We start from the raw sequence: 26,283 nt of genomic DNA on the forward strand, positions 1-26,283 counted from the left end.
AGCATCCGTTTAGGTATTATCTAGGCGGTTTTTTGTTTTATACTCTTCGAAAATCTCTTCAAACCACGTCAACGTCGCCTTGCCGTACTCAAGTACAGCCTGCGACTAGTTTCCTAGTTTGCTATTTGATTTTCATTGAGTATTATCTTTTCTGAGAAGGAGTTTCATTATGAAAGTTGTTCGAAAATTACTAGCCCCCCTCTTGGTGGTGGGGATCCTCTTGACCTCTCTGATCAGTTTGCATCAGTTGAAGGCAGATAAGAAAAAAGATGTGTTTCGTATCGGGATTTCGCAGTTTATTACCCACCAGTCCCTAGACGCTACTAGAGAAGGTTTTGTGGATGAACTGGCTAAACAAGGCTATGTTGAGGGGGAAAATATCGAGATTGATTTGCAAAATGCACAGGGAGAACAACGAAATCTAAAAACCATTTCCCAGCAATTAGCAGAATCTAGTGATGTAGTTCTAGCCATCGCAACGCCTTCTGCTCAGAGCCTGGCCAATACAACGCAAACGACACCGGTTGTCTTTTCAGCTGTAACAGACCCTGTCAGTGCCAAGTTGGTTGAGTCACGAGAACATCCTGGGGGCAATGTAACTGGGACAAGCGATCAGTCATCAGATGCCATTTCAACCCAAATCAATTTGATAAAGAAAGTGTTGCCAAAAGCTAAAACGATTGGAATTCTCTATACTCAGAGCGAGCCAAACTCAGTTGTACAAAAGGATGAAGCTAAGCGCCTTCTGGAAGAAAAAGGCTTTACCGTTGTTGAAAAAACAATCTTGGACAGTAACAACGTCAAGGCTGCTGCAGAAAGCTTGATGGCAGAGGTGGATATGGTTTTTGTACCAACGGATAATATCATTTCATCAACCATGGAAACAGTTAAGCAGGTTTCTATTAAACACAAGGTTCCAGTATTCGGTGGTTCAACAGAAATGATTGCTGTTGGTGGCTTGTATAACTACGGAACCAATTATGAAGAATTGGGAAGACAGACAGCTCGCATGCTGATTCGTGTTTTAAAAGGTGAGAAGCCAGAAAATATAGCAGTTGAGTTGCCTGAAAAACTGGAATTGCATACCAATCAAGAAATGTCAGATGCATTGGGAATTGATATTAGTAAGTTAGAAGGCAAGGAATAAGGAGGTTTAAGATGAATTTTGTATTATCTAGTTTATCAGAAGGTTTGCTGTGGTCGATTATGGCGATTGGGGTCTACTTGACTTTCCGTATTTTGGATATTGCGGATATGACTGCTGAGGGAGCCTTTCCTCTGGGGGCAGCTGTCGTTGTATCACAGATACAGGCAGGGACAAATCCTTGGATTGCGACTTTACTTGCTTTGCTGGCAGGTATGGTAGCAGGTCTTGTATCAGGAATGCTCCACACCAAGATGAAAATTCCTGCTCTCCTGACAGGTATTGTGACCTTGACAGGGCTTTATTCAATCAATATTAAAATCATGGGAAGTGTGCCCAATCTTTCCTTGGGAGATTCTTCAACTGTCTTTAAACAGTTGGCGAGCTTGGGGCTGACAACTGAAGAAGCTGTTTTCTCATTCAGTTTGGCCTGTCTCTTACTTGTTTGTTTGGTCTTGACTCTTTTGATGAAAACAGAGATTGGCTTGGTCTTGCGTTCGACTGGGGACAATATTCCGATGAGTGAGGCTAATGGGGTCAATGTAGACACCATGAAGATTGTTGGTTACATGATTTCAAACGGCTTGATTGCCCTATGTGGTTCCTTGTTTGCCCAAAATGATGGATTTTCAGATGTGACTTCTGGGACAGGAACCATTGTTGTTGGTTTGAGTGCAGTCATTATTGCGGAAGTCTTGATACACGACTTGACCATTGGAGGCCGCTTGTTATCCATCGGAATCGGTGCTATTGTTTACCGTTTGATTATTTTAAATATCTATGAAATTCCAAATCTAGATCAAAATCTGGTTCGTCTCTTTAATGCAATCTTGCTCGCCTTAGTTTTATTTGCGCCGGAATTGCAAAAGAGATTAAAGATTCGTGGTTTGAAACTGAGAAATGAATAGGAGGAGAAAGTTATGACAAGTTTGTTAACACTTGAAAATATTCACAAAACATTTGAAGCAGGGACGGTCAATGAGAACAATGTCCTCAAAGGATTAGATTTAGAGGTTGAAGAGGGAGATTTTATCTCTGTGATTGGTGGAAATGGCGCAGGGAAATCCACTTTGATGAATATCTTGGCTGGCAATTTATCTGTGGACGAAGGGGACCTTTTGTTGGAAAGGAAATCTATTAAAAATCTGAGTGTACGAAAGAGAGCCAAGGATATTGCCCGCGTTTTTCAAGATCCTAAGATGGGAACGGCTTCTCGTTTGACGATTGAGGAGAATATGGCTATTGCCTTGAGACGTGGGCAAAAGAGAGGGCTTGGTTGGGGCGTGAAGGAGAAGGATAGAATCCAGTTCCAAGAGGCCTTGAAAGAGTTGAATATTGGTCTTGAAAATCGCTTGAAAGTGGATACTCAATACCTTTCAGGAGGACAAAGACAGGCCTTGACCCTAGTCATGGCAGCCTTGGTAAAGCCCAAACTTTTGCTTCTGGATGAACATACTGCGGCACTTGACCCGAAAACGAGTCAAATGGTGATGGACTTGACGCAAAAGATTGTGGAAGCCCATCAGTTGACGACTTTGATGATTACCCATGATATGAACCATGCAATCGAGTACGGAAATCGTCTCATTATGCTCTATCAAGGAAAGATTGTGGTTGATGTTAAGGGAGAGGAGAAAAAGCATCTGACGGTTGAAGATCTCATGCATCTCTTCCAGAAAAATAGTGGCCAAAGTCTAGTTAGTGATGAATTGGTTTTGGGATAAAGAAAAAGGCTGAGATGTGGTGTCTCAGTCTGTTTATAATATGGCTTACACAGCATTGTTAACTAGATACTTGTCAATTGCTGTATGACATTAGTATTGATTTAAATTGATACAAGGTAAAAGAAATCTGGAAGAATCTGTTTCTGTCTAGGAGTTCTCACTATTGTTAAAACCAGTCCTCAAGACAAAAGGACTGGTTTGTAGTTTAGAATATTATCTTAAAAGATATCAGTTAAATGGTAGATGAAATAGTGTATAACATACTCGAATTGAACTTGAATAGGATGAGCCCTCCAAGTAATTCTTAAAAATTTATAGATCTAATCTATCTTATTTTTTAATAAGAAAATTGATGTTAAGACTACACTCAGTCCTGCTAAGAAGAGGAGTGGATTTGAGGATTCACCAGTTTCTGGAAGTTGTTCTTTATAATGAGTATTTTCCATCTGAGTAGGACTATCGGTAGTTGAAGTCTGTTCAAAGTTTAGTGAAGTTGGTTCTGAAGGGATTTCAATTGTCTTGTTTGGTGTAGTTTCTTGAGAATGGCTAGATTGATAGACTACCGCATATGTACCAAAGTGACTAGTGGTAAATTCTGCCCTACCTTCTCGAACTGTAAAATCAAGTGCTTCCAATTCCTTAGTTGGACTTAGGTAATAAACATTTTCTACATCGGCTGTAATTGGTAATCTAACTAAAACAGCTCTTTGTGGTTGTATATTATGGTTGTTTGGATTTTTAAATTGAATATCATAAGCATCGTATATCTTACCAAATAGTTCTTGAGCTAATACACGTCTGCTAGAAATATGAGAAATTCCCTCTAAGTCAGTCGCTCCTCCAATAATTTCAACTCCAGTCCTTTCATCTTTTAAGACACGAAGTTTATATTCAGGAACAGAAACAGTAGACGCTTGTTCTAGTCCTGCTGTGCCGATAGGTTTAGTGTATTCAGGAATTTCTACAATAGGAGCAGGATCATCTCCCTTGCTTGTAGTTGGTTGCTGATTCTCATCCTTTTTGGTAAAGACAGCTACTACAGGACTGCTTGTTGTATTTCCCTGGATAGAATAAGCTTCTATCGCATTTCCAACTTTTCGATTGGTTTCGTCAGGGATAGGGATTTGTATCTGATTATCTTGGATTGATAAGACAGTCTGATCCCCAGTCGTAACCAGATGATTATCGTCTATCTTACGTAAAACTAGTGGATCTTTGATACCTGGGAAGGTCACAGCGATTGCTTCCCAGTCTCCAGCTGGTAGAGTTAAAGAGATGTTTTTATCCCCTTCCTTAAGCGGTGCGATACTTGGACTATCTACACCAACAGCAGGGGCTTTGATGATATCAAAGGAGTCTAGAGAGATTTTCTTGCGTCCTGCTGGTGAATTTGGATCAACTTTTAATGTCAAAATATGATTGCCATCGCTCAGATTAGTAAATTCTCCAATTAAGGTTGCCTTTTGGGTATCTCCAGCTGTGTAGAAGTCTAGACTTGGCATTTCTTTGCCATCTAGTGTCACGAGAGCTTTTCCGAGAGCGGATGTTTTAAGTCCGTAAATTCGAATACCTGTTCCAGTAAATGGAATGGTTGCCTGAGCTTCTGAAGCAGTACTCGGGTCACTGTTATTGATATCCGCATATTTTTCTGTGCTCTTATATAATTCAGTATCGCTCCAATCTTTGAATTGAGATCCGTATTGAATGCGAGAGTCACGGTCATCCATTTTTTCAATAGTTGTTCCCTGTCCAGGTAAAACTTTAAAGTAGTCTAAGGAAATTTTGGAACGTTCATTGCCACGGTGTTTATGCTCTTTTTTTACAGTGATGGTCATCACATGAGAACCATCTGACAATCCTGTGAAGCGACCGATAAGGCTACCTTTTTCAGTTGCACCTGCAGTATAGAAGTCCAGTTCACTGACTGATTTACCATCGATTTTGACTTCAGCGATTCCCAATTGAGATGATTTGAGACCATAGATTTCAATGCCAACACCATTGAAAGGAATGGTTGCTGTCGCATCTTTATCCGTATAGTTACCTAGTGAAAGGTCGGCAAACTTCTCTGTTCCTCCAAATAATTCTGAGTCTGCCCAGTTTCCAAATGCAGAACCGTATTGGATTCGACTATCACGGTCATCCATCAATTGGTTATAGGTTTCGACATTGGCCTTTTCGGATACCTGTGTAGAAACATTACCTATCATAGCCTTAACAGTATAAGTGTAGGCGAGTTGAGGATCGAGTGAGCGGTCGATAAAATGGGTTTGATTGGTTACAAATTCTCTGCTTGCAGAGATTTGGCCAGATTCGTCTTTTGCTTGTCTTTGGATAACATAGTGGGTAGCGCCTTCTACTTGGTTGAAGGTGAGTTCGGCAGTGACGCCATTTTGTCTAACTGCTGTCAGACTGGTTACACGACCAGGGAAATGTTCAAAGGTAATGACATCACCTTTTTGCGTTGCTAGTTGGATGCGGCCATCTTTAAGAACAGTTGCTTTGACAGATTTGCCATTGACCTTGATTTGGCTGGCTTCGATATTTGGATAATCTACAACTAGGTCTCCACCGACATTTGCCAGGAAGGACAGGTTTTGCAGGTTTTTATCTTTCCACTTCATGCTGACTTCAAAGTTACCACGGGCAACCAGACCAGAAACCTGACCGTCTTTCCAAGCATCTGGAAGGGCTGGCAATGGTGCAATGTAGCCAGTGTGTGATTGAAGAAGCATTTCTGCAATTCCACTGGTTGCTCCAAAGTTTCCATCGATTTGGAAAGGTGCGTGCGTATCCCAAAGGTTTTCTAGGGTTGAATATTTGAGCTGTTCAGCGAGCAAGCGATGAGCACGGTTACCGTCTAAGAGACGAGCCCAGAGGTTGATTTTATTGGCCTTAGACCAACCAGTACCACCATCTCCGCGGTGATTGAGGGTAGCACGTGCAGCCTCTAAGTATTCAGCCTGGTCTTTGCTAAAGAGCGTACCTGGGAAGAGACCTACCAGATGGGAAACGTGGCGGTGGTTATTTTCAATGCCTTCATTAGTGAATTGTGGACTGTCTTCTTCGTACCATTCCTTGATACGTCCCTCTTTGTTAATGTGAAGTGGTTTTAGTTTGTCAAATTTAGCCTTGACCTCTGTGACTAAGTCTTTGTCGACATTCAGATGGTTGGCGACTTCCATGTAGTCATGAAATAGCTGCCAGACTAGTGATTGGTCAAAGGTATTTCCAATGGTAATGGTACCGTGTTCTGGTGAGTAGGATGGAGAAGATACCCAACGGTCGCTGGCCTGGTCATAGTGCAAGAAGGAATTCCAGAACTTAGCTGTTTCCTTGAGCATTGGATAAATCTTTTCTTTTAGATAAGTTTCATCCTTGGTGAATTTATAGTAGTCATAGACGTTCTGCATCATCCAGGCATTAGCAGCTGGAGACCAACCCCAATAGTAATTCCAACCAGGAGTTGTCCAGCCAAATGGTGTTGCTTGAGTGTGGACTAGCCAACCATTTTCTTGTCCGTCTTTGGATTCGATACCAGCGTATTCTTTGGCAGCGATACGACCATAATAGCGCATGTCATCAATGTAATTGATCATTGGCTTGGCTGTTTCAGCAAGGTTGCTCATGTAGGCTGGCCAATAGTTCATTTGCAAATTGACATTGAGGTGGTAGTCAGCGTTCCAAGGTGGATTGTCTACAGCATTCCAGACTCCTTGTAGGTTGGCAGGAAGGGCATCTGTCCGATCACGAGACGAACTAATGAGTAGATAACGTCCGTATTGGAAGAAGAGTTCTTCCAATTTTTGACCTTTGCTAGGGTTATAGGTCTGAAGAGCCTCTTTTGTCGTTTGAGCAGTCTTGCTTCCACCTAGGTTAAGTTTGACGCGGTTAAAGAGACTTTGATAATCCTTGATATGCCTCTTTTTAAGTGTCTCGTAGTCTTTGGCCTTAGCAGCTTCTACAATTCCTTTAACTGTTTTTTCGAGGTCAATGTCTTTGCGATAGTTGGTTTTTGGATTCTGAGCAAAGTTGGTCTTGGCACTGAGTAAAAGAGTAGCGTAGCTGGCCCCTGTAACCGTTAAACTATCCTCATGGACAGTAACCTTTCCGTCCGTTTTAATTCCTAGATAGGATGCGAACCGGAGGTCATTATCTTTGACTGTACCTTTTAGTAGGATACCATTTTGGTCTGTCGTAACATGGCCACTCTTGTAGTGAGAATATTCCGCTGAGTAGTTTCCGTTAGCAAGCAAATCTTCTGTTAAGCTATTCCAAACTGTAAAATCAAGTTTTTTGTCCCCTTTTTGGGTCAAGTGGGTAACTGTAACATCATCAGGATAGCTGGAGAAGGTTTCTCTTTTAAAGGTCGTTCCATCTTGGGTGTAAGAAGTGGTTGTAGTAGCTTCTGTGATATCCAAACCACGGTGATAATCTGTTACCGTATCCAGACCCTTTTTCTGGTTATTGAAAACCATGGATACATCACCAAAGGCTAAATAACGTCCATATTGGGAATTGTTTGGACCAACTAGATTTCGCTCGGCTAATCGTTTGGCTTTTTGGCGGTCTCCACCCTCGAGAGCCTTACGAATTTCTGCTAAAATTTTATACCGTTCTTGATAGTTTCCTCCATTATAGTCGGTACTGTCGGGACGCGGTCCACCTGACCAAAGAGTTTTTTCGTTGTATTGGATTCTCTCCTCGCCAATGAGACCAAAAACCTTAGCCCCCATCTCACCATTCCCAACTGGGAGTGCTTGTTTTTCCCAGCCATCATAGGAAGGAGCTGTTGGTCGATCATAGTTTAGCTGATAGTTGCTTTGTTCTGTCACGGGTAGTTCTTGTTTTTCGGTTTCCTTATTTTCATTAGGTTTTACAATAGCCTCAGTACTGGTTTGATTAGTTGTAGCAGAGGCAACATTATCCTCAGTAGGTTTGGTTTCAGAAACACTATTATCAGCTAGAACTGGTTTTGAATGGTCAATTGCTTCGCTTGGCTGTGTGTGCTCGGTTGATTCAGTTGTTTTCGTAACGGTATCTGTCTTAGCTGTAGTTTTCTCCAGTGTAGCCTCGTTTTGCTTTACTTCAGTAGTATCAGCAGAGACGGTATGACTAGCTAGAAAAACCGCACCAAGCAAAACAGAAGCTGTGCCGACTGTTAGCTTTCGAATACTGTAGCGACAGGATTTCTCCCTCCAAATTTTTTCCATAGAAACCTCCTTCATTAATTAAAAGCGCTTTCATTTTTTCTTAAAAAAATATAATGCCCTATTTACAGTCTGATATGGATCGATTTTATTTGTACCATTTTAATATAACAAATAAAAACAGAGAAAGCAAGAGATTTTCATATGAAGTTATAGTTTTATATAATGTGACTGGAAACTGGTTAAACAAGTAGTCAAAGATGCGAGTGTATAAGGTGACTATGTATTGGTATCGTCTTGAAAGCGTAAAACAAACTGGTCAGGGTGGCTAGTTTGTGGTATAATGAAAGAGACTCAAAAAGAAACAGGAGAAAAATGATGGATTTACTTTTAGCAATTGTATTGATTGTGCTAGCTTTTCTAGGAGGAGCTCTTGGAGGAATGTACTTGGTTCGTAAGCAAATCGAAAAAGAATTCGCTGACAACCCACGTTTGAATGCTGAAGCAGTTCGTACTCTTTTGAGTGCAAATGGTCAAAAACCAAGCGAAGCCAAGGTACAACAAGTTTACCACCAAATCATCCGCCAACAAAAGGCAGCCCTTGCTAACAATAAAAAGAAAAAATAAATAAGGAAAAGTCTGGGATGAAAGTTCCAGACTTCTCACTATGTTGGTTATGGTTTAGGGATGAGACTTTTTCCTTGCATTCTATTGATATTTGATTATGATTAAGAGAGATAGTTGTTGATGAGGCTGTCATTATTCAGTTCATAAGTAACGGTAATCATAATGAACTATCAATCAGAAAAAAGACTAGAAAGAAGACTGTATGGATAATCGACCAATTGGTTTTTTGGATTCGGGTGTCGGGGGCTTGACCGTTGTGCGCGAGCTCATGCGCCAGCTTCCCCATGAAGAAATCGTCTATATTGGAGATTCGGCACGGGCGCCCTATGGTCCCCGTCCTGCTGAGCAAATTCGTGAATATACTTGGCAGTTGGTCAACTTTCTTTTGACCAAGGATGTCAAAATGATTGTCATTGCTTGTAATACTGCGACTGCCGTCGTCTGGGAAGAAATCAAGGCTCAACTAGACATTCCCGTCCTAGGTGTGATTTTGCCAGGAGCTTCGGCAGCTATCAAGTCCAGCCAAGGTGGGAAAATCGGAGTGATTGGAACGCCTATGACGGTACAATCAGATATCTACCGCCAGAAAATCCATGATCTGGATCCGGACTTACAGGTGGAGAGCTTGGCCTGTCCCAAGTTTGCTCCCTTGGTTGAGTCAGGTGCCCTGTCAACCAGTGTCACCAAGAAAGTGGTCTATGAAACCCTGCGTCCCTTGGTTGGAAAGGTGGATAGCCTGATTTTGGGCTGTACCCATTATCCACTCCTCAGACCTATTATTCAAAATGTCATGGGGCCCAAGGTTCAGCTCATCGATAGTGGAGCAGAGTGCGTACGAGATATCTCAGTCTTACTTAATTATTTTGAAATCAATCGTGGTCGCGATGCTGGGCCACTCCATCACCGTTTTTACACAACAGCCAGCAGCCAAAGTTTTGCACAAATTGGTGAAGAATGGCTGGAAAAAGAGATTCATGTGGAGCATGTAGAATTATGACAAATAAAATTTATGAATATAAGGATGAACAGGACTGGTATGTCGGGTCCTATGGTATTTTTGGTGGCGTCCGGACGTTGACGGATGATGACTTGGATTTTCCTCTATTGGAGTTTGCCCAAAGATTTCGAGATGAGGATCGAGGTTTTCCTGTTTCTGTTACTGTTTTACGCTATGGTTCTCTCTACCGTTTATTGTCTTTTGTGGTAGATATCCTCAACCAAGAAATGGGACGAAATCTGGAAGTCATCCAACGTCAGGGGGCCTTGCTCTTGGTTGAAAATGGGCAACTCCTGCATGTAGAACTGCCTAAAGAAGGTGTTGATGTAGAAGCTTTCTTTGAGACAAACAAGGTCAGAGAAACCTTATTGATTGCGACTCGAAACGAAGGCAAGACCAAGGAATTCCGAGCTATCTTTGATAAGTTAGGCTACGATGTGGAAAATCTTAATGACTATTCTGACCTGCCTGAAGTAGCTGAAACAGGCATGACCTTCGAAGAAAATGCCCGTCTCAAAGCAGAAACCATTTCCCAATTAACGGGCAAGATGGTTTTGGCAGATGACTCTGGACTGAAAGTCGATGTCCTGGGCGGTTTGCCGGGTGTCTGGTCAGCTCGTTTCGCAGGTGTGGGAGCAACTGATCGTGAAAACAATGCTAAACTCTTGCACGAATTGGCCATGGTCTTTGAACTCAAGGACCGCTCGGCTCAATTCCATACAACCCTAGTCGTAGCCAGTCCAAACAAGGAAAGCTTGGTTGTTGAAGCAGACTGGCCTGGCTACATTAACTTTGAACCTAAGGGTGAAAATGGCTTTGGCTATGACCCTCTCTTCCTTGTAGGAGAGACAGGCAAGTCCTCAGCTGAATTAACCCTTGAAGAAAAAAATAGTCAATCTCACCGTGCCTTAGCCGTTAAGAAACTTTTGGAGGTATTTCCATCATGGCAAAGCAAACCATCATTGTAATGAGCGATTCCCATGGCGATAGCTTGATTGTGGAAGAAATCCGTGATCGCTATGTAGGCAAAGTTGATGCTGTTTTTCATAATGGCGATTCTGAACTGCGTCCTGATTCTCCCCTTTGGGAAGGCATCCGTGTTGTTAAAGGGAACATGGACTTCTATGCAGGTTACCCAGAACGTTTGGTGACTGAGCTTGGTTCGACCAAGATTATCCAAACCCATGGTCACTTGTTTGACATTAATTTCAATTTTCAAAAGTTGGACTACTGGGCTCAGGAGGAAGAGGCTGATATCTGCCTCTATGGTCACTTGCATGTGCCAAGCGCTTGGATGGAAGGCAAGACCCTCTTTCTAAATCCAGGTTCCATCAGTCAACCACGTGGGACCATCAGAGAATGTCTCTATGCTCGTGTGGAGATTGATGATAGTTATTTTAAAGTGGACTTTTTGACACGAGACCATGAGGTGTATCCGAGCTTGTCCAAGGAGTTTAGCCGATGATTGCCAAGGAGTTTGAGACTTTCTTGTTGGGACAAGAAGAAACTTTTTTGACCCCTGCTGAAAATCTAGCTGTGTTGATTGATACCCACAATGCAGATCACGCGACCCTCTTGCTCAGTCAGATGACCTATACTCGTGTTCCTGTTGTGACAGATGAAAAACACTTTGTTGGGACGATTGGGCTCAGAGATATTATGGCTTACCAGATGGAGCATGACTTGAGTCAAGAAATCATGGCGGATACGGATATTGTTCATATGACCAAAACGGACGTAGCGGTTGTTTCGCCTGATTTTACCATTACGGAGGTCTTGCACAAGTTGGTAGATGAGTCCTTCTTGCCGGTTGTGGATGCGTCTGGGATTTTCCAAGGAATTATCACGCGCAAGTCTATCCTCAAGGCAGTGAATGCCCTCTTGCATGACTTTAGTAAGGAATATGAGATTCGATGCAAATGAGAGACAGGATTTCAGCCTTTTTAGAGGAAAAGCAGGGCTTGTCTGCCAATTCCAAGCAGTCCTATAAGTATGATCTGGAGAAATTTTTAGACATTGTGGGTAATCGGATTTCTGAGACCAGTCTCAAGATTTACCAGGCCCAGCTAGCCAATCTAAAAATCAGCGCCCAGAAGCGAAAGATTTCGGCCTGTAACCAATTTCTCTACTTTCTCTATCAAAAAGGAGAAGTGGACAGCTTTTACCGTCTGGAATTAGCTAAACAAGCTGAAAAGAAGACCGAGAAGCCAGAACTGTTAGACCTAGACTCTTTTTGGCAGGAAAGCGACGTTCCAGAGGGGCGTTTACTGGCTCTACTTATCTTGGAAATGGGGCTCTTGCCGAGTGAGATTTTGGCTCTCAAGGTTGAGGATATCAATCTGGATTTTCAGGTGTTGCGAATTAAGAAGTCTTCCCAACAGAGGATTGTCACCATTCCCATGACCTTGCTTTCAGAATTAGAACCCTTGATGGGACAGACCTACCTCTTTGAAAGGGGAGGGAAAGCCTATTCCCGTCAGTGGGCCTTTCGTCAGCTGGAGTCCTTTGTCAAGGAGAAAGGTTTTCCAGCCTTATCGGCCCAAGCCTTGCGGGAACAGTTCATTCTAAGACAGGTAGAAAAGAAGGTCGATTTGTACGAAATTGCAAAAAAATTAGGATTAAAAACGGTCCTGACCTTAGAAAAATATAGATAATGGATATTAAACTAAAAGATTTTGAAGGGCCTCTGGACTTGCTCTTGCACCTGGTTTCTAAGTATCAGATGGATATCTATGATGTGCCCATTACGGAAGTCATTGAGCAGTATCTAGCCTATGTCTCAACTCTGCAGGCCATGCGTCTGGAAGTGACGGGTGAGTACATGGTTATGGCCAGTCAGCTCATGCTGATTAAGAGTCGCAAACTCCTTCCAAAGGTAGCAGAAGTGACCGACTTGGAGGACGATCTAGAGCAGGATCTTCTCTCTCAAATCGAAGAATATCGCAAGTTTAAGCTCTTGGGGGAACACCTAGAAGCCAAGCACCAAGAACGGGCTCAGTATTATTCCAAAGCGCCGACTGAGTTGATTTACGAAGATGCGGAGCTTGTGCATGACAAGACGACCATTGACCTTTTTTTGGCTTTTTCAAATATCCTAGCCAAGAAAAAAGAGGAGTTTGCACAGAATCACACGACTATCTTGCGGGATGAGTATAAGATTGAGGACATGATGGTTATCGTGAAAGAGTCCTTGACTGGACGAGATCAATTGCGCTTGCAAGATTTGTTCAAGGAAGCCCAGAATGTCCAAGAGGTCATTACCCTCTTTTTGGCGACCTTAGAGTTAATCAAAACCCAGGAGCTGCTCCTCGTGCAAGAGGAAAGTTTCGGAGATATCTATCTCATGGAAAAGAAGGAAGAAAGTCAAGTGGTCCAAAGCTAGACTTGATAGAGAGGAAAGATGAGTACTTTAGCAAAAATAGAAGCGCTCTTGTTTGTAGCGGGTGAAGATGGGATTAGAGTCCGCCAGTTAGCTGAACTCCTCTCTCTGCCACCGACAGGCATCCAACAGAGTTTAGAAAAATTAGCTCAGAAGTATGAAAAGGCCCCAGATTCCAGTTTGGCTCTGATTGAGACAGGGGGCGCTTATAGATTGGTGACCAAGCCTCAATTTGCAGAGATTTTGAAGGAATACTCTAAGGCACCTATCAACCAAAGTTTATCTCGGGCTGCCCTTGAGACCTTGTCCATCATTGCCTACAAACAGCCCATCACACGGATAGAAATTGATGCTATCCGTGGGGTCAACTCGAGTGGGGCCTTGGCAAAGTTGCAGGCTTTTGACCTGATACGAGAAGACGGGAAAAAAGAAGTGTTGGGGCGCCCCAACCTCTATGTTACAACGGATTATTTCCTAGATTACATGGGGATAAATCATTTGGAAGAATTACCAGTGATTGATGAGCTTGAGATTCAAGCCCAAGAAAGCCAATTATTTGGTGAAAGGATAGAAGAAGATGAGAATCAATAAGTATATTGCCCACGCAGGTGTGGCCAGTAGGAGAAAAGCAGAAGAGTTGATCAAGCAAGGCTTGGTGACGGTTAACGGCCAAGTGGTACGTGAACTAGCAACCACCATCAAGTCAGGCGACAAGGTAGAAGTTGAAGGTCAGCCTATCTACAATGAAGAAAAGGTCTATTATCTGCTTAACAAACCACGCGGTGTCATTTCCAGCGTGACAGATGACAAGGGCCGCAAGACGGTTGTCGACCTCTTGCCCAACGTGAAAGAGCGCATCTACCCTGTAGGTCGTTTGGACTGGGATACATCAGGAGTCTTGATTTTGACCAATGATGGGGATTTTACGGATGAGATGATTCACCCTCGTAATGAGATTGATAAGGTTTATGTTGCGCGTGTTAAAGGTGTGGCCAATAAGGATAATCTCCGCCCCTTGACCCGTGGACTTGAGATTGATGGCAAGAAAACCAAGCCGGCTGTCTATGAGATTCTCAAAGTGGATCCAGTCAAAAACCGTTCTGTGGTGCAGTTGACCATCCATGAAGGGCGTAATCATCAGGTTAAAAAGATGTTTGAAGCTGTCGGTCTCCAAGTGGACAAGTTGTCACGGACCCGTTTTGGACATCTAGACTTGACAGGACTCCGTCCAGGAGAATCCCGTCGTCTTAACAAAAAAGAAATCAGCCAACTACATACCATGGCTGTAACTAAGAAATAATGAAACGAATCTTAATAGCGCCTGTGCGCTTTTACCAACGGTTTATCTCACCAGCCTTTCCACCCTCTTGTCGTTTTGAGCCTACCTGCTCAAACTATATGATTCAGGCTATTGAAAAACATGGCTTCAAGGGTGTTTTGATGGGCTTGGCTCGGATTTTACGTTGCCATCCCTGGTCGAAAACAGGTAAGGACCCCGTCCCAGACCACTTTTCACTCAAACGGAATCAAGAAGAAAAATGAGGCTAGGTAAAAATATTTTAGTGAAATGATAAAAACGCATCCTATCAGATTTGAGTGAATTTGATAGGATGCGTTTTATCATGTAAAGATGGGCTCTTTGTCAACTGTAGTGGGTTGAAGAAAAGCTAAGCTCTAGAAAGGACAAATTTCGTCCTTTCTTTTTTGATATTCAGAGCGATAAAAATCCGTTTTTTGAAATTTTCAAAGTTCCGAAAACCAAAGGCATTGCGTTTGATAAGTTTGATGAGATTATTGGTTGCTTCTAATTTGGCGTTAGAATAGTGTAGTTGAAGGGCGTTGACAATCTTTTCTTTATCCTTCAGGAAGGTTTTAAAGACAGTCTGAAAAAGAGGATGAACCAGCTTAAGATTGTCCTCAATGAGTCCGAAAAATTTCTCTGGTTCCTTATTCTGAAAGTGAAAAATCAAGAGTTGATAGAGATGATAGTGGTGTTTCAAGTTTTCTGAATAGCTTAAAAGCTTGTCTAGAATCTCTTTATTGGTTAAGTGCATGCGAAAAGTAGGGCGATAAAAACGTTTATCGCTGAGTTTACGACTATCCTGTTGAATGAGCTTCCAGTAGCGCTTGATAGCCTTGTATTCATGGGATTTTCGCTCAAACTGATTCATAATTTGGACACGGATACGACTCATAGCACGACTTAAGTGTTGAACAATGTGAAAGCGTTCAAGAACGATTTTAGCACACGGAAAAAGCTGTTTAGCCAAGTCATAGTAAGGGCTAAACATATCCATAGTAATGATTTTTACCTGACAACGAACAGCGCGATTGTAGCGCAGAAAATGATTTCTTATGATAGCTTGTGTTCTACCTTCAAGAACAGTGATGATATTGAGATTGTCAAAATCTTGCGCAATGAAACTCATCTTTCCTTTTGTAAAGGTATATTCGTCCCAGGACATAATCTTAGGAAGACGAGAAAAATCATGCTTAAAACGAAAGTCATTGAGCTTGCGAATGACAGTTGAAGTTGAAATGGCCAGCTGATGAGCAATATCGGTCATAGAAGTCTTTTCAATTAGCTTCTGGGCAATCTTTTGGTTGATGATACGAGGGATTTGGTGATTCTTCTTGACGAGAGAAGTCTCAGCGACCATCATTTTAGAGCAATGATAGCACTTGAATCGACGTTTTCTAAGGAGGATTCTAGTAGGCATACCAGTTGTTTCGAGGTAAGGAATTTTAGAAGGTTTTTGAAAGTCATATTTCTTCATTTGACTTCCGCAATCAGGACAAGATGGAGCCTCATAATCCAGTTTAGCGATGATTTCCTTGTGTGTATCTCTATTAATGACATCTATAATTTGGATATTAGGGTCTTTGATATCGAGTAGTTTTGTGATAAAATGTAATTGTTCCATATGAATCTTTCTAATGAGTTGTTTGGTCGCTTTTCATTATAGATCTTATGGGACTTTTTTTCTACAACAAAATAGGCTCCATAATATCCATAGGGGATTTACCCACTACAAATATTATAGAGCCTAAAGATGTTAGTTGATACTCAATGAAAATCAAAGAGCAAACTAGGAAACTAGCCGCAGGCTGTACTTGAGTACGGCAAGGCGACGTTGACGTGGTTTGAAGAGATTTTCGAAGAGTATGAGTTTGAAGTTGTTTATTTCAAGCCTTTTTGTGCGTCTTCAATCATGAGTTTTGTTGATTCAAGACCGCCTCCACTTAGATACCAGAGGTCTGGTGTTAGTTGGATGATCTTGCCATTTTTAGCGGCAGGTGTTTCAGCGATAAGGGCATTTTCTAGGACGCCATCGTTGCTTGAGTTGTCACCACCGATGGCAAGGGTACGGTTGATAACAAAGAGGATGTCAGGATTGATTTCTTTGACACTTTCAAAGCTGACTTCTTGTCCGTGGCGAGAATCTTCAAATTGAGTATCAGTTGACTTGAATTTCAAGGTTTGATACAAGAAAGAAAAACGAGATTGGGCACCAAAGGCAGCCATTTTTCCTTCATTGAGGAGGATGGCAAGGGCTTTTTTGTTAGAGCTTCCATTTTTAGTAGCTACTTCTTGGATGCTCTTGTCTAGCTTGACTAATTCTTCCTTGGCTTTCTGTGTACCAGTTTCACCAAAGGCGCTTGCTAAGGATTCGATATTAGCCTTGGTAGAAGTCCAGTAGTCGTCCTTACTTGCTTGGAAGAGAACGGTTGGGGCGATTTCTTTGAATTTGTCTACGAATTTTTGTGTACGTATGGAAGCAATAATCAAATCAGGCTCAAGGGCGGCGATAGTTTCTAAATCAGGTTCTTTCATAGAACCAACATTTTTAACTTTTCCAGCTAGGTCTTTGAGATAGGTTGGTACTGTTTTTGTAGGCATTCCAACGATATTTTTTTCAAATCCTAGAGCACGAATAGTATCCGCAGCACCAAGGTCAAAGGTCACAATCTTTTCAGGAACTTTTGAAAGTTTGACTTCGTCTAATGAACTTTTAATGGTTATCTCTGTTGGAGCAGAGTTGCTTGTTTCCGACTGACTAGTGCTTGAGTTGGTACTACATGCACCAAGTAAGAGTAAGAAGCTGGCCACTAGGGCAGTGAGATAAAATTTAAGGGATGTTTTCATGATTTCTCCTTTTTTAAAATGTGATAACGATTTAGGTAGTCTCTTTGATAGGCTTGTTAGCTAAGAGACTGAGGGTTCTCTAACTCGAGTTTCTATGTTACTAGCTATAGATACAGATCTTTTTGCCATTGATATCCGCCAGCGTGATGGGAATCTCATAGAGTTGACTGAGCAGGTCAGCCTGCATGATTTGATCGGTTGTTCCCTTGCTAAAGACTTGACCGTCCTTGAAGGCAACAATTTCATCCGCATATTGACTGGCCATGTTGATATCGTGGAGGACGATGATAATGGTCTTTCCGAGTTCTTCCACCAGTCTCCGAAGAATCTGCATCATGCTAACGCTTTGCTTGATATCAAGATTGTTGAGCGGTTCGTCTAGTAAGATAAAGTCCGTATCCTGGGCCAGTACCATAGCGATAAAGACCCGCTGGAGCTGTCCCCCAGACAGGCTATCGATGTAGCGGTCTTTTAAGTCTGTCAGTTCCAGATAGTCCAGAGTTTCTCGGATTTTTTCCCAGTCTTCTGCCTTTAGTCGACCACGGCTGTAGGGAAAACGTCCAAAACTGACCAGTTCTTCAACGGTTAATTTAGCCTGGTAATTGATTTTCTGCTTTAGGATGGTGAGCTCCTGGGCCAGTTCTTGTGAATTCCAGCTTTCGATTTCACGACCTTTGATACTGAGAATTCCCTGATCCTTCTTGGTCAGTCTGCTCATGATGGAGAGGAGAGTCGATTTTCCAGCACCATTTGGACCAATGAAGGCTGTCAGTTTCTGAGGACTGACTTCAAGCGTAATACCTTGCAAAATATCCTGTTTTTGAATGGATTTGTCAATGTTTTCCAGTTTCACCGACGCGCCCTCCTATAAAGTAAGATAAAGAATAAGAAGCCACCCACACTCTCGATGATCATACTGATGCGAATTTCCAGAGCAAATACTCGTTCAATCAGGGCTTGCCCCAAGGTCAAACTGATAAATCCAACCAGAATGGCCACGATAAAGAGCAACTTGTGCCGATAATCTTTGACGATCAGGTAGGTGAGGTTGGCCAGCATAAAGCCAAAGAAGGCCATAGGCCCTACCAAGGCAGTGGCCGTTGAAGTCAAAAGCACGATGCCCCAGAGGAGTTCTCTCTGTTCTTTTTCAACATCGAGTCCCAATATCTGAGCCGTTTCTCTTTGCAGATGCAAGACATCCAGAATGACTGCTTTCCGAAAGAAAAAGATGGTCAAAGCAAGGATAATCAGAGAACCAATGGCTAGGATGGAAGTGTTGAGATGCTGAAAGGAGGCAAAGAGACTGTTCTGCAGTTTATCGTATTCATTTGGATCCATCAGGACCTGAAGGAAGGTACTGATATTTCGAAAGAGACTTCCCAGGGCTAGACAGATCAGCAGGATGAAGACCAGGTCTTGCTTCATCAGTGTCTTCAAGTAGCCTTGTAAGGCGAGAAAGAAGAGGGATTGGACGAGAAGTAAGATTAGGAATTCTAAAATAGGAGACTTACCAAGCTGAAGAAGCTTGCTTTCAAAAACCAGTAGTAGAGTTTGCAGTAGGACGTAGAAGGATTGGATTCCTAAAATACTAGGTGTTAGGAAGCGATTTTCTGTTAGGGTTTGAAAACTAATAGTTGAAATCCCTGTCGCGATGGCTACCAAGAGATAAACAACTATCTTTTGAGAACGCAACTTCCAAGCAAAGGCTGACAGGTGAGTAATGGGCCAAAAGTAGAGGAGCCAAGCTCCAATGGCCAGAATAATGAGAAGCCAGAAGAGTTTGGTATGTTTGCTTTTAAACTGCATCTTTTCGTCCCCCTCTCCAGAGAAGTAGGATAAAGATAAGGCTACCGATGATTCCTAGCAAGAGACTGACAGACAGCTCATAGGGCCGAATCAAGACTCGAGAGAGGATATCGCAGGCCAGAACCAGATTGGCTCCGACCAGTGCGACGATGAGTTTGGTCTGACTTAGATTATCTCCATAGTGCTTGCGAACAAGATTGGGAACGATGACCCCGAGAAATGGCAAGCCACCCACAGTAATCATGGTAACACTAGTCGTTAGCGCCACCAGAAAGAGGGCCAGTTTTTCAAGTAAGGAGTAGGAAATTCCCAAACTTTCACTGGTTTCTTTCCCTAAATTCATGATGGTAAAGGTTTGGGATAATTTCCAAACGGCTATCAGGATAATGAGCCCTAAGAAGAGCCACTCATACTGATGGGTCTGAATCATGGAGAAGGAGCCCTGGGTCCAGGCGGTCATACTCTGAACCAGATTGAAACGGTAGGCGATAACTTCTGTCACAGAACCGATAATTCCACTATAGATGATCCCAATCAGAGGCAACATCCATCTTTCCTTTATAGTAAAAATGGTCATAAAGGCTAGGAAGAAGAGGGTAAATACGATGGATGAAACAAAAGCAAAGAGCATCTTTTGGGTCAGACTAGCAGACGGAAAGACAAAGAGGCTCAGTACCATTCCCAGTTTGGCGGCTTCAGTAGTCCCAACTGTACTCGGTGCAGCAAACTGATTTTGGGTAATAGTCTGCATGAGAAGTCCTGCCATACTCATGCTAGATGCAGCCAGGAGAATGCTAATCGTCCTTGGAAGACGGGACTCTTGAAAGAGAAGCCAGGTCTGCTGGTCGAAAGCAAAGAGCTTTCCCCATGAAAAATCACTGGTTCCAATGCTAATGGAGAGAAAGACTAGGAGTAGAAGTAAGCCAATTAAATAATGAGAAAGTTTCATACCCAGTCCTTTCATGTAGATTTGGTATCGAAAGATACCTTCAGATATAAATGTAACACGAAATTTTTAATCTGTCAATAAATTTTCTGAAAATTTAATGTATAAAAAAATTCCTGAAAGAACATCTGTCTCTCTTTTTTATAGGAAAAGAGAGTAAAAATCTATCCACCTTCCCGCTATCCTTATCCTATAAAAAGTGGTAAAATGGATGAAAGAAAGAAGGAACTGAAATGACAACATTATTTTCAAAAATCAAAGAAGTAACAGAACTTGCTGCGATCTCAGGTCATGAAGCACCTGTCCGTGCTTATCTTCGTGAAAAGTTGACACCGCACGTGGATGAAGTGGTGACAGATGGCTTGGGTGGTATTTTCGGAATTAAACATTCAGAAACTGCAGATGCACCACGCGTCTTGGTCGCTTCTCATATGGATGAAGTTGGTTTTATGGTCAGCGAAATCAAGCCAGATGGTACCTTCCGTGTCGTAGAAATCGGTGGCTGGAACCCGATGGTAGTCAGCAGCCAACGTTTTAAACTCTTAACTCGTGACGGTCGTGAAATTCCTGTGATTTCGGGTTCTGTTCCGCCACATTTGACACGTGGAACAGGTGGACCAAGCATGCCTGCTATTGCAGATATCATTTTTGATGGTGGTTTTGCGGATAAGGCTGAAGCAGAAAGCTTTGGTATCCGTCCTGGTGACACGATTGTACCTGATAGTAGTGCTATCTTGACAGCTAATGAAAAAAATATCATCTCAAAAGCTTGGGACAACCGCTACGGGGTTCTTATGGTGAGTGAGCTAGCAGAAGCTCTTTCAGACCAAAAACTCGGAAATGAACTTTATCTTGGCTCTAACGTCCAAGAAGAGGTTGGTCTCCGTGGTGCTCATACTTCTACAACTAAGTTTGACCCAGAAGTCTTCCTAGCAGTTGATTGCTCACCAGCGGGTGATGTTTATGGTGGCCAAGGCAAGATTGGGGATGGAACCTTGATTCGCTTCTACGATCCAGGTCACTTGCTTCTCCCAGGGATGAAGGATTTCCTTTTGACAACGGCTGAAGAAGCTGGAATCAAGTACCAATACTACTGTGGTAAAGGCGGAACAGACGCTGGCGCAGCTCATCTGAAAAATGGTGGTGTCCCATCTACAACTATCGGTGTTTGCGCTCGTTATATCCATTCTCACCAAACCCTCTACGCTATGGATGACTTCCTAGAAGCTCAAGCTTTCTTACAAGCCTTGGTGAAGAAATTGGATCGTTCAACGGTTGATTTGATTAAAAATTATTAAACCATAAGGGAGGTGGTAGGGATGGTAGAACCAAACCTAGAAAGCCTTATAAAAGATCTTTACAATCATGCTCGACATGATTTGAGTGAAGATTTAGTTGCTGCTCTCCTAGAGACTGCTAAAAAACTGCCTACTACAAATGAGCAATTGCTGGCAGTTCGTCTCTCAGGTCTGGTCAATCGTGAATTGCTCCTAAATCCCAAACATCCGGCACCTGAGTTGCTCAACTTAGCTCGCTTTATCAAAAGAGAAGAAGCCAAGTACCGAGGAACCGCAGCTTCTGCGATTATGTATGGGGAGATCTTTAAAATGCTTTGATTCCATTGTGGATCAAAGCATTTTTCTATATGTTAGAAAAGCAATTCTTGGTTAGGAAAAGAAAAAAGCCATCCCATTTATACTCGTCGAAAATCTCTTCAAACCACGTCAACGTCGCCTTGCCGTACTCAAGTACAGCCTGTGGCTAGTTTCCTAGTTTGCTCTTTGATTTTCATTGAGTATTAGGATAGCTTCTTAGTTCTTAGATTTGTTCAGCGATGACCTTTTCAGCTAGATTCATAGCATGGTCTGATACACGAGTATAGTGGGAAACAATATCGATAAAGTTGACCCCAGCTTGCGTTGAACACTCGCCCTTGTTGAGGCGTTTGATGTGAGTCTTTCTGAGAACACGTTCCATATTGTTGATTTCTTTATGGCGTTCAATCAGACTTTGAGCTTTTTCAATATCATTGTTTTCCACGCTGTCAAGGGCATCCTTGATAAAGCCAGTGGTTTTTTGATAGATATCAGCTAGTTCTTGCAAAGCAGCTTCAGAGAACTCAACGTTTTTACGTTGAAGGTAGTCGGTCAGATTGATTAGGGCTTCTGCGTGATCCCCAATCCGTTCCAAATCACGGGATGAATCCAGGATGTTTGTGAGAACTTCACTTTCTTTCTGGCTAAGGGCTTCACTTGAAAGAGTAATCAGGTAACGAGTCAATTTTTCATCAATGGTATTGATGGCTTCTTCCGTCTTGTGGCCTTTTTCAGCAACCTTTTCATTAAGGTCAATGATGTAGTTGTATGAAAGGTCAAAGGCTTTAGAAGCATAATTTCCCAAGTGAAGGAGTTCTTTTTTGGCATTTCCGAGAGCGATTGATGGAGCTTGTTTAATCAAATGCTCATCAAGATAAAGTGGCTCGTACTTGACAACTTCATCTTCACCAGGGATGAGCTTAGTTACAAAGTAGGCCAAGGCTCCGATGAATGGAAATTGTACAATGGTGTTACTTACGTTAAAGGCACCGTGCGAGAAGGCGATGGTCATCTCAGGTGAGAGGTGAAGGAGTGCTTGGAAGTACTCAATCATAGATGTAAATGGACCTAATAAGATTAAGCAAAGGATAGTTCCTAATACGTTAAAGGTGACGTGGGTTGCAGCAACGCGTTTCGCAGAGACATTGGCTCCAGCTGCCGCGATGATAACGGTTAGGGTTGTCCCGATATTATCCCCGAAGAGAACAGGTAGCGAACCTTTAAGGTCAAGGAATCCACCTGCATAGAGACCCTGCAAAATCCCGATTGTCGCAGAAGAAGCCTGGATGAGAACGGTAATCACTGCACCAGCAAAAACTCCTAAAATAGGATTTTGTCCCAAGGTTACCATATACTCCTTGAATTGTGGTAAATCTTTAAGAGGACTCATACCAGCACTGATGAGGTTGAGGGCGTAGAAGATTCCCCCTACACCAAACAGGATGCGCCCGATATTGTTTGCTGTTCTGTTTTTTGTAAAGAATAGGAACATGGTTCCAAGGAAAATCAGGGGTAAAGCATACTCACCAAGCTTGAAACCAATGATAAAGGAAGTAACTGTGGTTCCGATGTTGGCTCCCATGATAATTCCGATAGCCTGTCTAAGAGTGAGAAGACTAGCGCTGACCAGTCCAACCGTGATAACTGTAACCCCTGTACTTGACTGAATCAGGGCAGTCACGACAATCCCGACTAGAACACCTAAAAATGGATTGCTGGTGTACTTGTCAATGTAAAAACGAAGGCGATCTCCAGCAGCTTGTTGCAAACCGTCTCCCATGGTCTTGATACTATATAAGAATAGTCCCAGACCACCTAAAAAGTGAAATAAAATTTCCTGCCAATTAATGGACATTTCTTTTTCCTCCGAAAAATAATAACGGAATTTCTCCTATTCTATTTTAAAGGATAAAAGTAAATCTAACAAGTGTTAAGCTAAAATTTTAGAAAGAAAATTTGGCATTTTTTAAAATTCCTCCAAACAGTTGTTTTATTGCAATCTAGCAGATTCATGATTTTCTTATAACTCTTTTCTTTTGAGCGGAAATAAATAATCTGTAGACGTTTGTGATATTTGGCGTACGATGAATCTCTTAGGAGTTTTTCAATTTTTTGTATTTCTTCATTTGTAAGTTTCATAACTACTATTATAAGATGTTTTTTTTTGATTTTAATCTAGTATTAATAGTATCTTTCTTGCTTTAGAAAAAGTTATGAAAGACTTTGAATTCATTAATTCTAATAAAACTTTATCACAAGATTTATTGACGATTAATAATGTAAATTATATAATCTATCTAGGACGCCATTTGAATATAATAACATTTTTATGATTTTATTTACGAATTACAGAGATTTTTTTCTCTTAAAATAGAACATGACATAGGAGAATGCATATTATGGCAAATTATATTATGTTACATCAAAATAGAATTGAAGTAAAAATTGATGATACTAGTGTATACTGTGATAATTTTAAAGGGAATCAAGATCCATATGTTTGGAGCGAAAGATTTTTGAATACATTTTGTAAAACCAATCAAATCAAAGCATCTCAACTTAAAAAGGGAGATACGTTATTTTGGTTTACCAGACAAGGAACTCCATCAGATGATAAGTGGTTTGTTGACTTAGTATTTATTGTAGATGAGATAATCTATTGGGAAAAAAGTGACAGTGATAAAGTGGAAAAAGTAGCGGATAACCCTTTTGAACACTATAATGATGTTAAACTTTCAACAGTAAAATATGATCAATTTTCTTATGAAGATCATTATCAGTGGGCAAAAAATGATCATCCTAAAGCAAGTAGTAGACCAAAGAGACGATATACTATAGTTGCTTCAAAGGAGAGTTACCAACCACAAACTGAAAATAAAAAATTAATAGAAATAAACAAAAATTGTATCCTTGATATGTTTAATCATTCACCACGTGGTGGGGGTGGGTTCAGGTGTACAAAAATTACAGATAAACAAGTAGAGTGTATTGAGAATTTTATACTTGCCAACAAGAAGATGGAATTGAAAGGAACTGATCTTTTTAAATTAAGGAGTAATAGTCAGAAGTGGGAGAGTAAGAAGTGGAGATGTGAGAGGTGGAAGAGAAAAAAGTGGGAGAGTAAGGAATATTAGGTAAGATAATTTGAAAGGAACCGACTCTTTTAACATACAAAATAAAGTAATCTGAAAATTAATTGAAAGCCGGTCTTTTGTAACGCTAAAACAATATTTTTAAAATTAGATACTAAGTTTGATTAAGTAAATTTTACAATTCTAAATGTTACCATAGTCTCTCTTTTTTCTACTATTTTTAGGAATCTAAATAAAGTTTGTTAAAATAAAGCCTATAGATGAATCAATTTTTACAGAAATAAAGAGTAAGAAAGAACTAGAAAAGTTTAGGGTTTTTCTATCTCTTTTGCTTATTTTGTGATATAATTAACACGTATAAAAAAAGAAGGAGTCATATCTAATGGCAAAATTGACTGTTAAAGACGTTGAATTGAAAGGGAAAAAAGTTCTCGTTCGTGTTGACTTCAACGTACCTGTAAAAGATGGCGTGATTACCAACGACAACCGTATCACTGCAGCTCTTCCAACTATCAAGTACATCCTTGAACAAGGTGGACGTGCTATCCTCTTCTCTCACCTTGGCCGTGTAAAAGAAGAAGCAGACAAAGCTGGTAAATCACTTGCTCCTGTAGCTGCTGATTTGGCAGCTAAATTGGGTCAAGACGTTGCTTTCCTTCCAGGTGTCACTCGTGGTGCTGAATTGGAAGCAGCTATCAACGCTCTTGAAGATGGACAAGTTCTCTTGGTTGAAAACACTCGTTACGAAGATGTTGACGGCAAGAAAGAATCTAAAAACGATCCTGAACTTGGTAAATACTGGGCATCACTTGGAGATGGTATCTTCGTAAACGATGCATTTGGTACAGCTCACCGTGCACACGCATCTAACGTTGGTATCTCAGCAAACGTTGAAAAAGCAGTTGCTGGTTTCCTTCTTGAAAACGAAATTGCCTACATCCAAGAAGCAGTTGAAGCTCCAGAACGTCCATTCGTAGCTATCCTTGGTGGTTCAAAAGTTTCAGACAAGATCGGTGTTATCGAAAACTTGCTTGAAAAAGCTGATAAAGTTCTTATCGGTGGTGGTATGACTTACACATTCTACAAAGCACAAGGTATCGAAATCGGTAACTCACTTGTAGAAGAAGACAAATTGGATGTTGCGAAAGCTCTTCTTGAAAAAGCAAACGGTAAATTGATCTTGCCAGTTGATTCTAAAGAAGCTAACGCATTTGCTGGTTACACTGAAGTGCGTGACACTGAAGGTGAAGCGGTTTCTGAAGGCTTCCTTGGTCTTGACATCGGTCCAAAATCTATCGCTAAATTTGACGAAGCTTTGACTGGTGCGAAAACAGTTGTATGGAACGGACCTATGGGTGTATTTGAAAACCCTGACTTCCAAGCTGGTACAATCGGTGTGATGGACGCTATCGTGAAACAACCAGGCGTTAAATCAATCATCGGTGGTGGTGACTCAGCTGCCGCAGCGATTAACCTTGGCCGTGCAGATAAGTTCTCATGGATTAGTACGGGCGGAGGCGCATCAATGGAGCTTCTTGAAGGTAAAGTTCTTCCAGGGCTTGCAGCCTTGACAGAAAAATAAGATTTCATAAATGAATCAAAGAAGAGAGGGATGAAGGTCCCTCTTTTCTTTTGCTTAAAATAAAAACGCTTCCTCTCAACTATTGCTCATAAAA

24 protein-coding genes and 1 pseudogene are annotated in these 26,283 nt (G+C 41.6%); 17 read left to right on the forward strand and 8 right to left on the reverse strand.

All coding sequences use genetic code 11. From position 1 onward, the window contains the following. Positions 1 to 169: 169 nt before the first annotated feature. From RWO85_RS07385 to RWO85_RS07395, 3 genes are read left to right on the forward strand one after another with little or no spacing between them, the layout of a single operon-like run. Complete coding sequence (locus RWO85_RS07385; RefSeq protein ID WP_314415039.1) at positions 170 to 1,147, forward strand: ABC transporter substrate-binding protein; 978 nt, start codon at positions 170 to 172, stop codon at positions 1,145 to 1,147. Between the two features lie 11 nt (positions 1,148 to 1,158). Beyond that, positions 1,159 to 2,052 carry an ABC transporter permease gene (locus tag RWO85_RS07390; protein ID WP_001012086.1) on the forward strand — a complete coding sequence of 298 codons (894 nt, stop codon included), beginning with the start codon at positions 1,159 to 1,161 and terminating at the stop codon, positions 2,050 to 2,052. A 12-nt stretch (positions 2,053 to 2,064) separates the two neighbouring features. After that, positions 2,065 to 2,868, forward strand: coding sequence for an ATP-binding cassette domain-containing protein (locus RWO85_RS07395; protein WP_314415042.1), 804 nt, complete (start codon positions 2,065 to 2,067; stop codon positions 2,866 to 2,868). Between the two features lie 320 nt (positions 2,869 to 3,188). On the opposite strand, the gene RWO85_RS07400 is transcribed toward RWO85_RS07395, so the two are convergent. Then, entirely contained in the window at positions 3,189 to 8,081 is a 4,893-nt protein-coding gene (locus RWO85_RS07400) for a glycosyl hydrolase family 95 catalytic domain-containing protein (protein ID WP_314415044.1), read from the reverse strand. 315 nt (positions 8,082 to 8,396) lie between these two features. Here RWO85_RS07400 and RWO85_RS07405 point away from each other — a divergent pair, with 315 nt between their 5' ends. The 10 genes from RWO85_RS07405 to yidD all read left to right on the forward strand — a co-directional run bounded on the left by RWO85_RS07405 (position 8,397) and on the right by yidD (position 14,563). Then, entirely contained in the window at positions 8,397 to 8,645 is a 249-nt protein-coding gene (locus RWO85_RS07405) for a YneF family protein (protein ID WP_000364990.1), read from the forward strand. Positions 8,646 to 8,847: 202 nt separating this feature from the next. Next, positions 8,848 to 9,642, forward strand: coding sequence for a glutamate racemase (gene racE, locus RWO85_RS07410; protein ID WP_000370376.1), 795 nt, complete (start codon positions 8,848 to 8,850; stop codon positions 9,640 to 9,642). Next, positions 9,639 to 10,610, forward strand: coding sequence for a nucleoside-triphosphate diphosphatase (locus RWO85_RS07415; RefSeq protein ID WP_314415046.1), 972 nt, complete (start codon positions 9,639 to 9,641; stop codon positions 10,608 to 10,610). Before racE ends, RWO85_RS07415 begins: the two co-directional genes overlap by 4 nt. Beyond that, positions 10,586 to 11,107 (forward strand): metallophosphoesterase, encoded by a 522-nt coding sequence (locus RWO85_RS07420; RefSeq protein ID WP_314415048.1) that lies wholly within the window; start codon positions 10,586 to 10,588, stop codon positions 11,105 to 11,107. The genes RWO85_RS07415 and RWO85_RS07420 overlap by 25 nt, the downstream gene beginning before the upstream one ends. Next, positions 11,104 to 11,565 (forward strand): cyclic-di-AMP-binding protein CbpB, encoded by a 462-nt coding sequence (gene cbpB, locus RWO85_RS07425; RefSeq protein WP_000560710.1) that lies wholly within the window; start codon positions 11,104 to 11,106, stop codon positions 11,563 to 11,565. The genes RWO85_RS07420 and cbpB overlap by 4 nt, the downstream gene beginning before the upstream one ends. Beyond that, positions 11,562 to 12,296, forward strand: a complete 735-nt coding sequence (xerD, locus tag RWO85_RS07430; protein WP_314415049.1) for a site-specific tyrosine recombinase XerD — start codon at positions 11,562 to 11,564, stop codon at positions 12,294 to 12,296. The genes cbpB and xerD overlap by 4 nt, the downstream gene beginning before the upstream one ends. After that, positions 12,296 to 13,024, forward strand: coding sequence for a segregation/condensation protein A (locus tag RWO85_RS07435; protein ID WP_314415051.1), 729 nt, complete (start codon positions 12,296 to 12,298; stop codon positions 13,022 to 13,024). The genes xerD and RWO85_RS07435 overlap by 1 nt, the downstream gene beginning before the upstream one ends. Positions 13,025 to 13,042: 18 nt before the next feature. Next, on the forward strand, positions 13,043 to 13,612 hold the full coding sequence (gene scpB, locus RWO85_RS07440) for an SMC-Scp complex subunit ScpB (protein ID WP_000105298.1): 570 nt from the start codon (positions 13,043 to 13,045) through the stop codon (positions 13,610 to 13,612). Further along, the gene (locus tag RWO85_RS07445) at positions 13,599 to 14,321 is read left to right on the forward strand and encodes a pseudouridine synthase (RefSeq protein WP_001222228.1); all 723 of its coding nucleotides are present in this window, start codon (positions 13,599 to 13,601) and stop codon (positions 14,319 to 14,321) included. Before scpB ends, RWO85_RS07445 begins: the two co-directional genes overlap by 14 nt. After that, positions 14,321 to 14,563 (forward strand): membrane protein insertion efficiency factor YidD, encoded by a 243-nt coding sequence (gene yidD, locus RWO85_RS07450; RefSeq protein ID WP_000821624.1) that lies wholly within the window; start codon positions 14,321 to 14,323, stop codon positions 14,561 to 14,563. Before RWO85_RS07445 ends, yidD begins: the two co-directional genes overlap by 1 nt. A 125-nt stretch (positions 14,564 to 14,688) precedes the next feature. Here the strand turns inward: yidD and RWO85_RS07455 are convergent, their stop codons facing one another. The 5 genes from RWO85_RS07455 to RWO85_RS07475 all read right to left on the reverse strand — a co-directional run bounded on the left by RWO85_RS07455 (position 14,689) and on the right by RWO85_RS07475 (position 19,923). Next, the gene (locus RWO85_RS07455; RefSeq protein WP_314415053.1) at positions 14,689 to 15,945 is read right to left on the reverse strand and encodes an ISL3 family transposase; all 1,257 of its coding nucleotides are present in this window, start codon (positions 15,943 to 15,945) and stop codon (positions 14,689 to 14,691) included. Positions 15,946 to 16,202: 257 nt separating this feature from the next. Continuing rightward, the gene (locus RWO85_RS07460; protein WP_314415055.1) at positions 16,203 to 17,168 is read right to left on the reverse strand and encodes a siderophore ABC transporter substrate-binding protein; all 966 of its coding nucleotides are present in this window, start codon (positions 17,166 to 17,168) and stop codon (positions 16,203 to 16,205) included. A gap of 100 nt (positions 17,169 to 17,268) precedes the next feature. Next, a complete protein-coding gene (locus tag RWO85_RS07465; protein WP_314415056.1) occupies positions 17,269 to 18,021 on the reverse strand; it encodes an ATP-binding cassette domain-containing protein in 753 nt (250 codons plus the stop codon). Then, a complete protein-coding gene (locus RWO85_RS07470; RefSeq protein WP_314415058.1) occupies positions 18,018 to 18,974 on the reverse strand; it encodes an iron chelate uptake ABC transporter family permease subunit in 957 nt (318 codons plus the stop codon). Before RWO85_RS07470 ends, RWO85_RS07465 begins: the two co-directional genes overlap by 4 nt. Continuing rightward, positions 18,964 to 19,923 (reverse strand): ABC transporter permease, encoded by a 960-nt coding sequence (locus RWO85_RS07475; RefSeq protein ID WP_314415059.1) that lies wholly within the window; start codon positions 19,921 to 19,923, stop codon positions 18,964 to 18,966. Before RWO85_RS07475 ends, RWO85_RS07470 begins: the two co-directional genes overlap by 11 nt. 230 nt (positions 19,924 to 20,153) lie before the next feature. Here RWO85_RS07475 and pepA point away from each other — a divergent pair, with 230 nt between their 5' ends. Continuing rightward, a complete protein-coding gene (pepA, locus tag RWO85_RS07480) occupies positions 20,154 to 21,218 on the forward strand; it encodes a glutamyl aminopeptidase (protein ID WP_314415060.1) in 1,065 nt (354 codons plus the stop codon). Between the two features lie 21 nt (positions 21,219 to 21,239). Further along, the gene (locus tag RWO85_RS07485; RefSeq protein WP_314415061.1) at positions 21,240 to 21,536 is read left to right on the forward strand and encodes a bacteriocin immunity protein; all 297 of its coding nucleotides are present in this window, start codon (positions 21,240 to 21,242) and stop codon (positions 21,534 to 21,536) included. Positions 21,537 to 21,738: 202 nt separating this feature from the next. Here RWO85_RS07485 and RWO85_RS07490 read toward each other — a convergent pair whose 3' ends face one another. Both RWO85_RS07490 and RWO85_RS07495 read right to left on the reverse strand, forming a co-directional pair. Then, entirely contained in the window at positions 21,739 to 23,370 is a 1,632-nt protein-coding gene (locus RWO85_RS07490) for a Na/Pi cotransporter family protein (protein WP_224218774.1), read from the reverse strand. Between the two features lie 89 nt (positions 23,371 to 23,459). Next, a pseudogene (locus RWO85_RS07495) lies at positions 23,460 to 23,654 on the reverse strand (IS630 family transposase); the annotation flags it as partial. Positions 23,655 to 23,914: 260 nt separating this feature from the next. Here RWO85_RS07495 and RWO85_RS07500 point away from each other — a divergent pair. Both RWO85_RS07500 and RWO85_RS07505 read left to right on the forward strand, forming a co-directional pair. Beyond that, positions 23,915 to 24,649, forward strand: a complete 735-nt coding sequence (locus tag RWO85_RS07500) for a hypothetical protein (RefSeq protein WP_314415062.1) — start codon at positions 23,915 to 23,917, stop codon at positions 24,647 to 24,649. Positions 24,650 to 24,989: 340 nt separating this feature from the next. After that, positions 24,990 to 26,189, forward strand: a complete 1,200-nt coding sequence (locus RWO85_RS07505; RefSeq protein ID WP_042750167.1) for a phosphoglycerate kinase — start codon at positions 24,990 to 24,992, stop codon at positions 26,187 to 26,189. Positions 26,190 to 26,283: the final 94 nt, after the last annotated feature.

Source organism: uncultured Streptococcus sp. (genome assembly GCF_963521865.1).
Taxonomy (GTDB): Bacteria; Bacillota; Bacilli; order Lactobacillales; family Streptococcaceae; genus Streptococcus.

What these genes read in the sequence shown, in the direction of transcription:
- xerD (WP_314415049.1), top strand. Translation starts at nt 11,562, where the DNA reads ATGAGAGACAGGATTTCAGCCTTTTTAGAGGAAAAGCAGGGCTTGTCT.
- RWO85_RS07460 (WP_314415055.1), bottom strand. Translation starts at nt 17,168, where the DNA reads ATGAAAACATCCCTTAAATTTTATCTCACTGCCCTAGTGGCCAGCTTC.
- RWO85_RS07490 (WP_224218774.1), bottom strand. Translation starts at nt 23,370, where the DNA reads ATGTCCATTAATTGGCAGGAAATTTTATTTCACTTTTTAGGTGGTCTG.
- RWO85_RS07405 (WP_000364990.1), top strand. Translation starts at nt 8,397, where the DNA reads ATGGATTTACTTTTAGCAATTGTATTGATTGTGCTAGCTTTTCTAGGA.
- RWO85_RS07475 (WP_314415059.1), bottom strand. Translation starts at nt 19,923, where the DNA reads ATGAAACTTTCTCATTATTTAATTGGCTTACTTCTACTCCTAGTCTTT.
- RWO85_RS07385 (WP_314415039.1), top strand. Translation starts at nt 170, where the DNA reads ATGAAAGTTGTTCGAAAATTACTAGCCCCCCTCTTGGTGGTGGGGATC.
- pepA (WP_314415060.1), top strand. Translation starts at nt 20,154, where the DNA reads ATGACAACATTATTTTCAAAAATCAAAGAAGTAACAGAACTTGCTGCG.
- RWO85_RS07400 (WP_314415044.1), bottom strand. Translation starts at nt 8,081, where the DNA reads ATGGAAAAAATTTGGAGGGAGAAATCCTGTCGCTACAGTATTCGAAAG.
- RWO85_RS07445 (WP_001222228.1), top strand. Translation starts at nt 13,599, where the DNA reads ATGAGAATCAATAAGTATATTGCCCACGCAGGTGTGGCCAGTAGGAGA.
- RWO85_RS07390 (WP_001012086.1), top strand. Translation starts at nt 1,159, where the DNA reads ATGAATTTTGTATTATCTAGTTTATCAGAAGGTTTGCTGTGGTCGATT.
- RWO85_RS07415 (WP_314415046.1), top strand. Translation starts at nt 9,639, where the DNA reads ATGACAAATAAAATTTATGAATATAAGGATGAACAGGACTGGTATGTC.
- scpB (WP_000105298.1), top strand. Translation starts at nt 13,043, where the DNA reads ATGAGTACTTTAGCAAAAATAGAAGCGCTCTTGTTTGTAGCGGGTGAA.
- RWO85_RS07435 (WP_314415051.1), top strand. Translation starts at nt 12,296, where the DNA reads ATGGATATTAAACTAAAAGATTTTGAAGGGCCTCTGGACTTGCTCTTG.
- racE (WP_000370376.1), top strand. Translation starts at nt 8,848, where the DNA reads ATGGATAATCGACCAATTGGTTTTTTGGATTCGGGTGTCGGGGGCTTG.
- RWO85_RS07500 (WP_314415062.1), top strand. Translation starts at nt 23,915, where the DNA reads ATGGCAAATTATATTATGTTACATCAAAATAGAATTGAAGTAAAAATT.
- RWO85_RS07395 (WP_314415042.1), top strand. Translation starts at nt 2,065, where the DNA reads ATGACAAGTTTGTTAACACTTGAAAATATTCACAAAACATTTGAAGCA.
- RWO85_RS07455 (WP_314415053.1), bottom strand. Translation starts at nt 15,945, where the DNA reads ATGGAACAATTACATTTTATCACAAAACTACTCGATATCAAAGACCCT.
- RWO85_RS07485 (WP_314415061.1), top strand. Translation starts at nt 21,240, where the DNA reads ATGGTAGAACCAAACCTAGAAAGCCTTATAAAAGATCTTTACAATCAT.
- yidD (WP_000821624.1), top strand. Translation starts at nt 14,321, where the DNA reads ATGAAACGAATCTTAATAGCGCCTGTGCGCTTTTACCAACGGTTTATC.
- RWO85_RS07420 (WP_314415048.1), top strand. Translation starts at nt 10,586, where the DNA reads ATGGCAAAGCAAACCATCATTGTAATGAGCGATTCCCATGGCGATAGC.
- cbpB (WP_000560710.1), top strand. Translation starts at nt 11,104, where the DNA reads ATGATTGCCAAGGAGTTTGAGACTTTCTTGTTGGGACAAGAAGAAACT.
- RWO85_RS07470 (WP_314415058.1), bottom strand. Translation starts at nt 18,974, where the DNA reads ATGCAGTTTAAAAGCAAACATACCAAACTCTTCTGGCTTCTCATTATT.
- RWO85_RS07505 (WP_042750167.1), top strand. Translation starts at nt 24,990, where the DNA reads ATGGCAAAATTGACTGTTAAAGACGTTGAATTGAAAGGGAAAAAAGTT.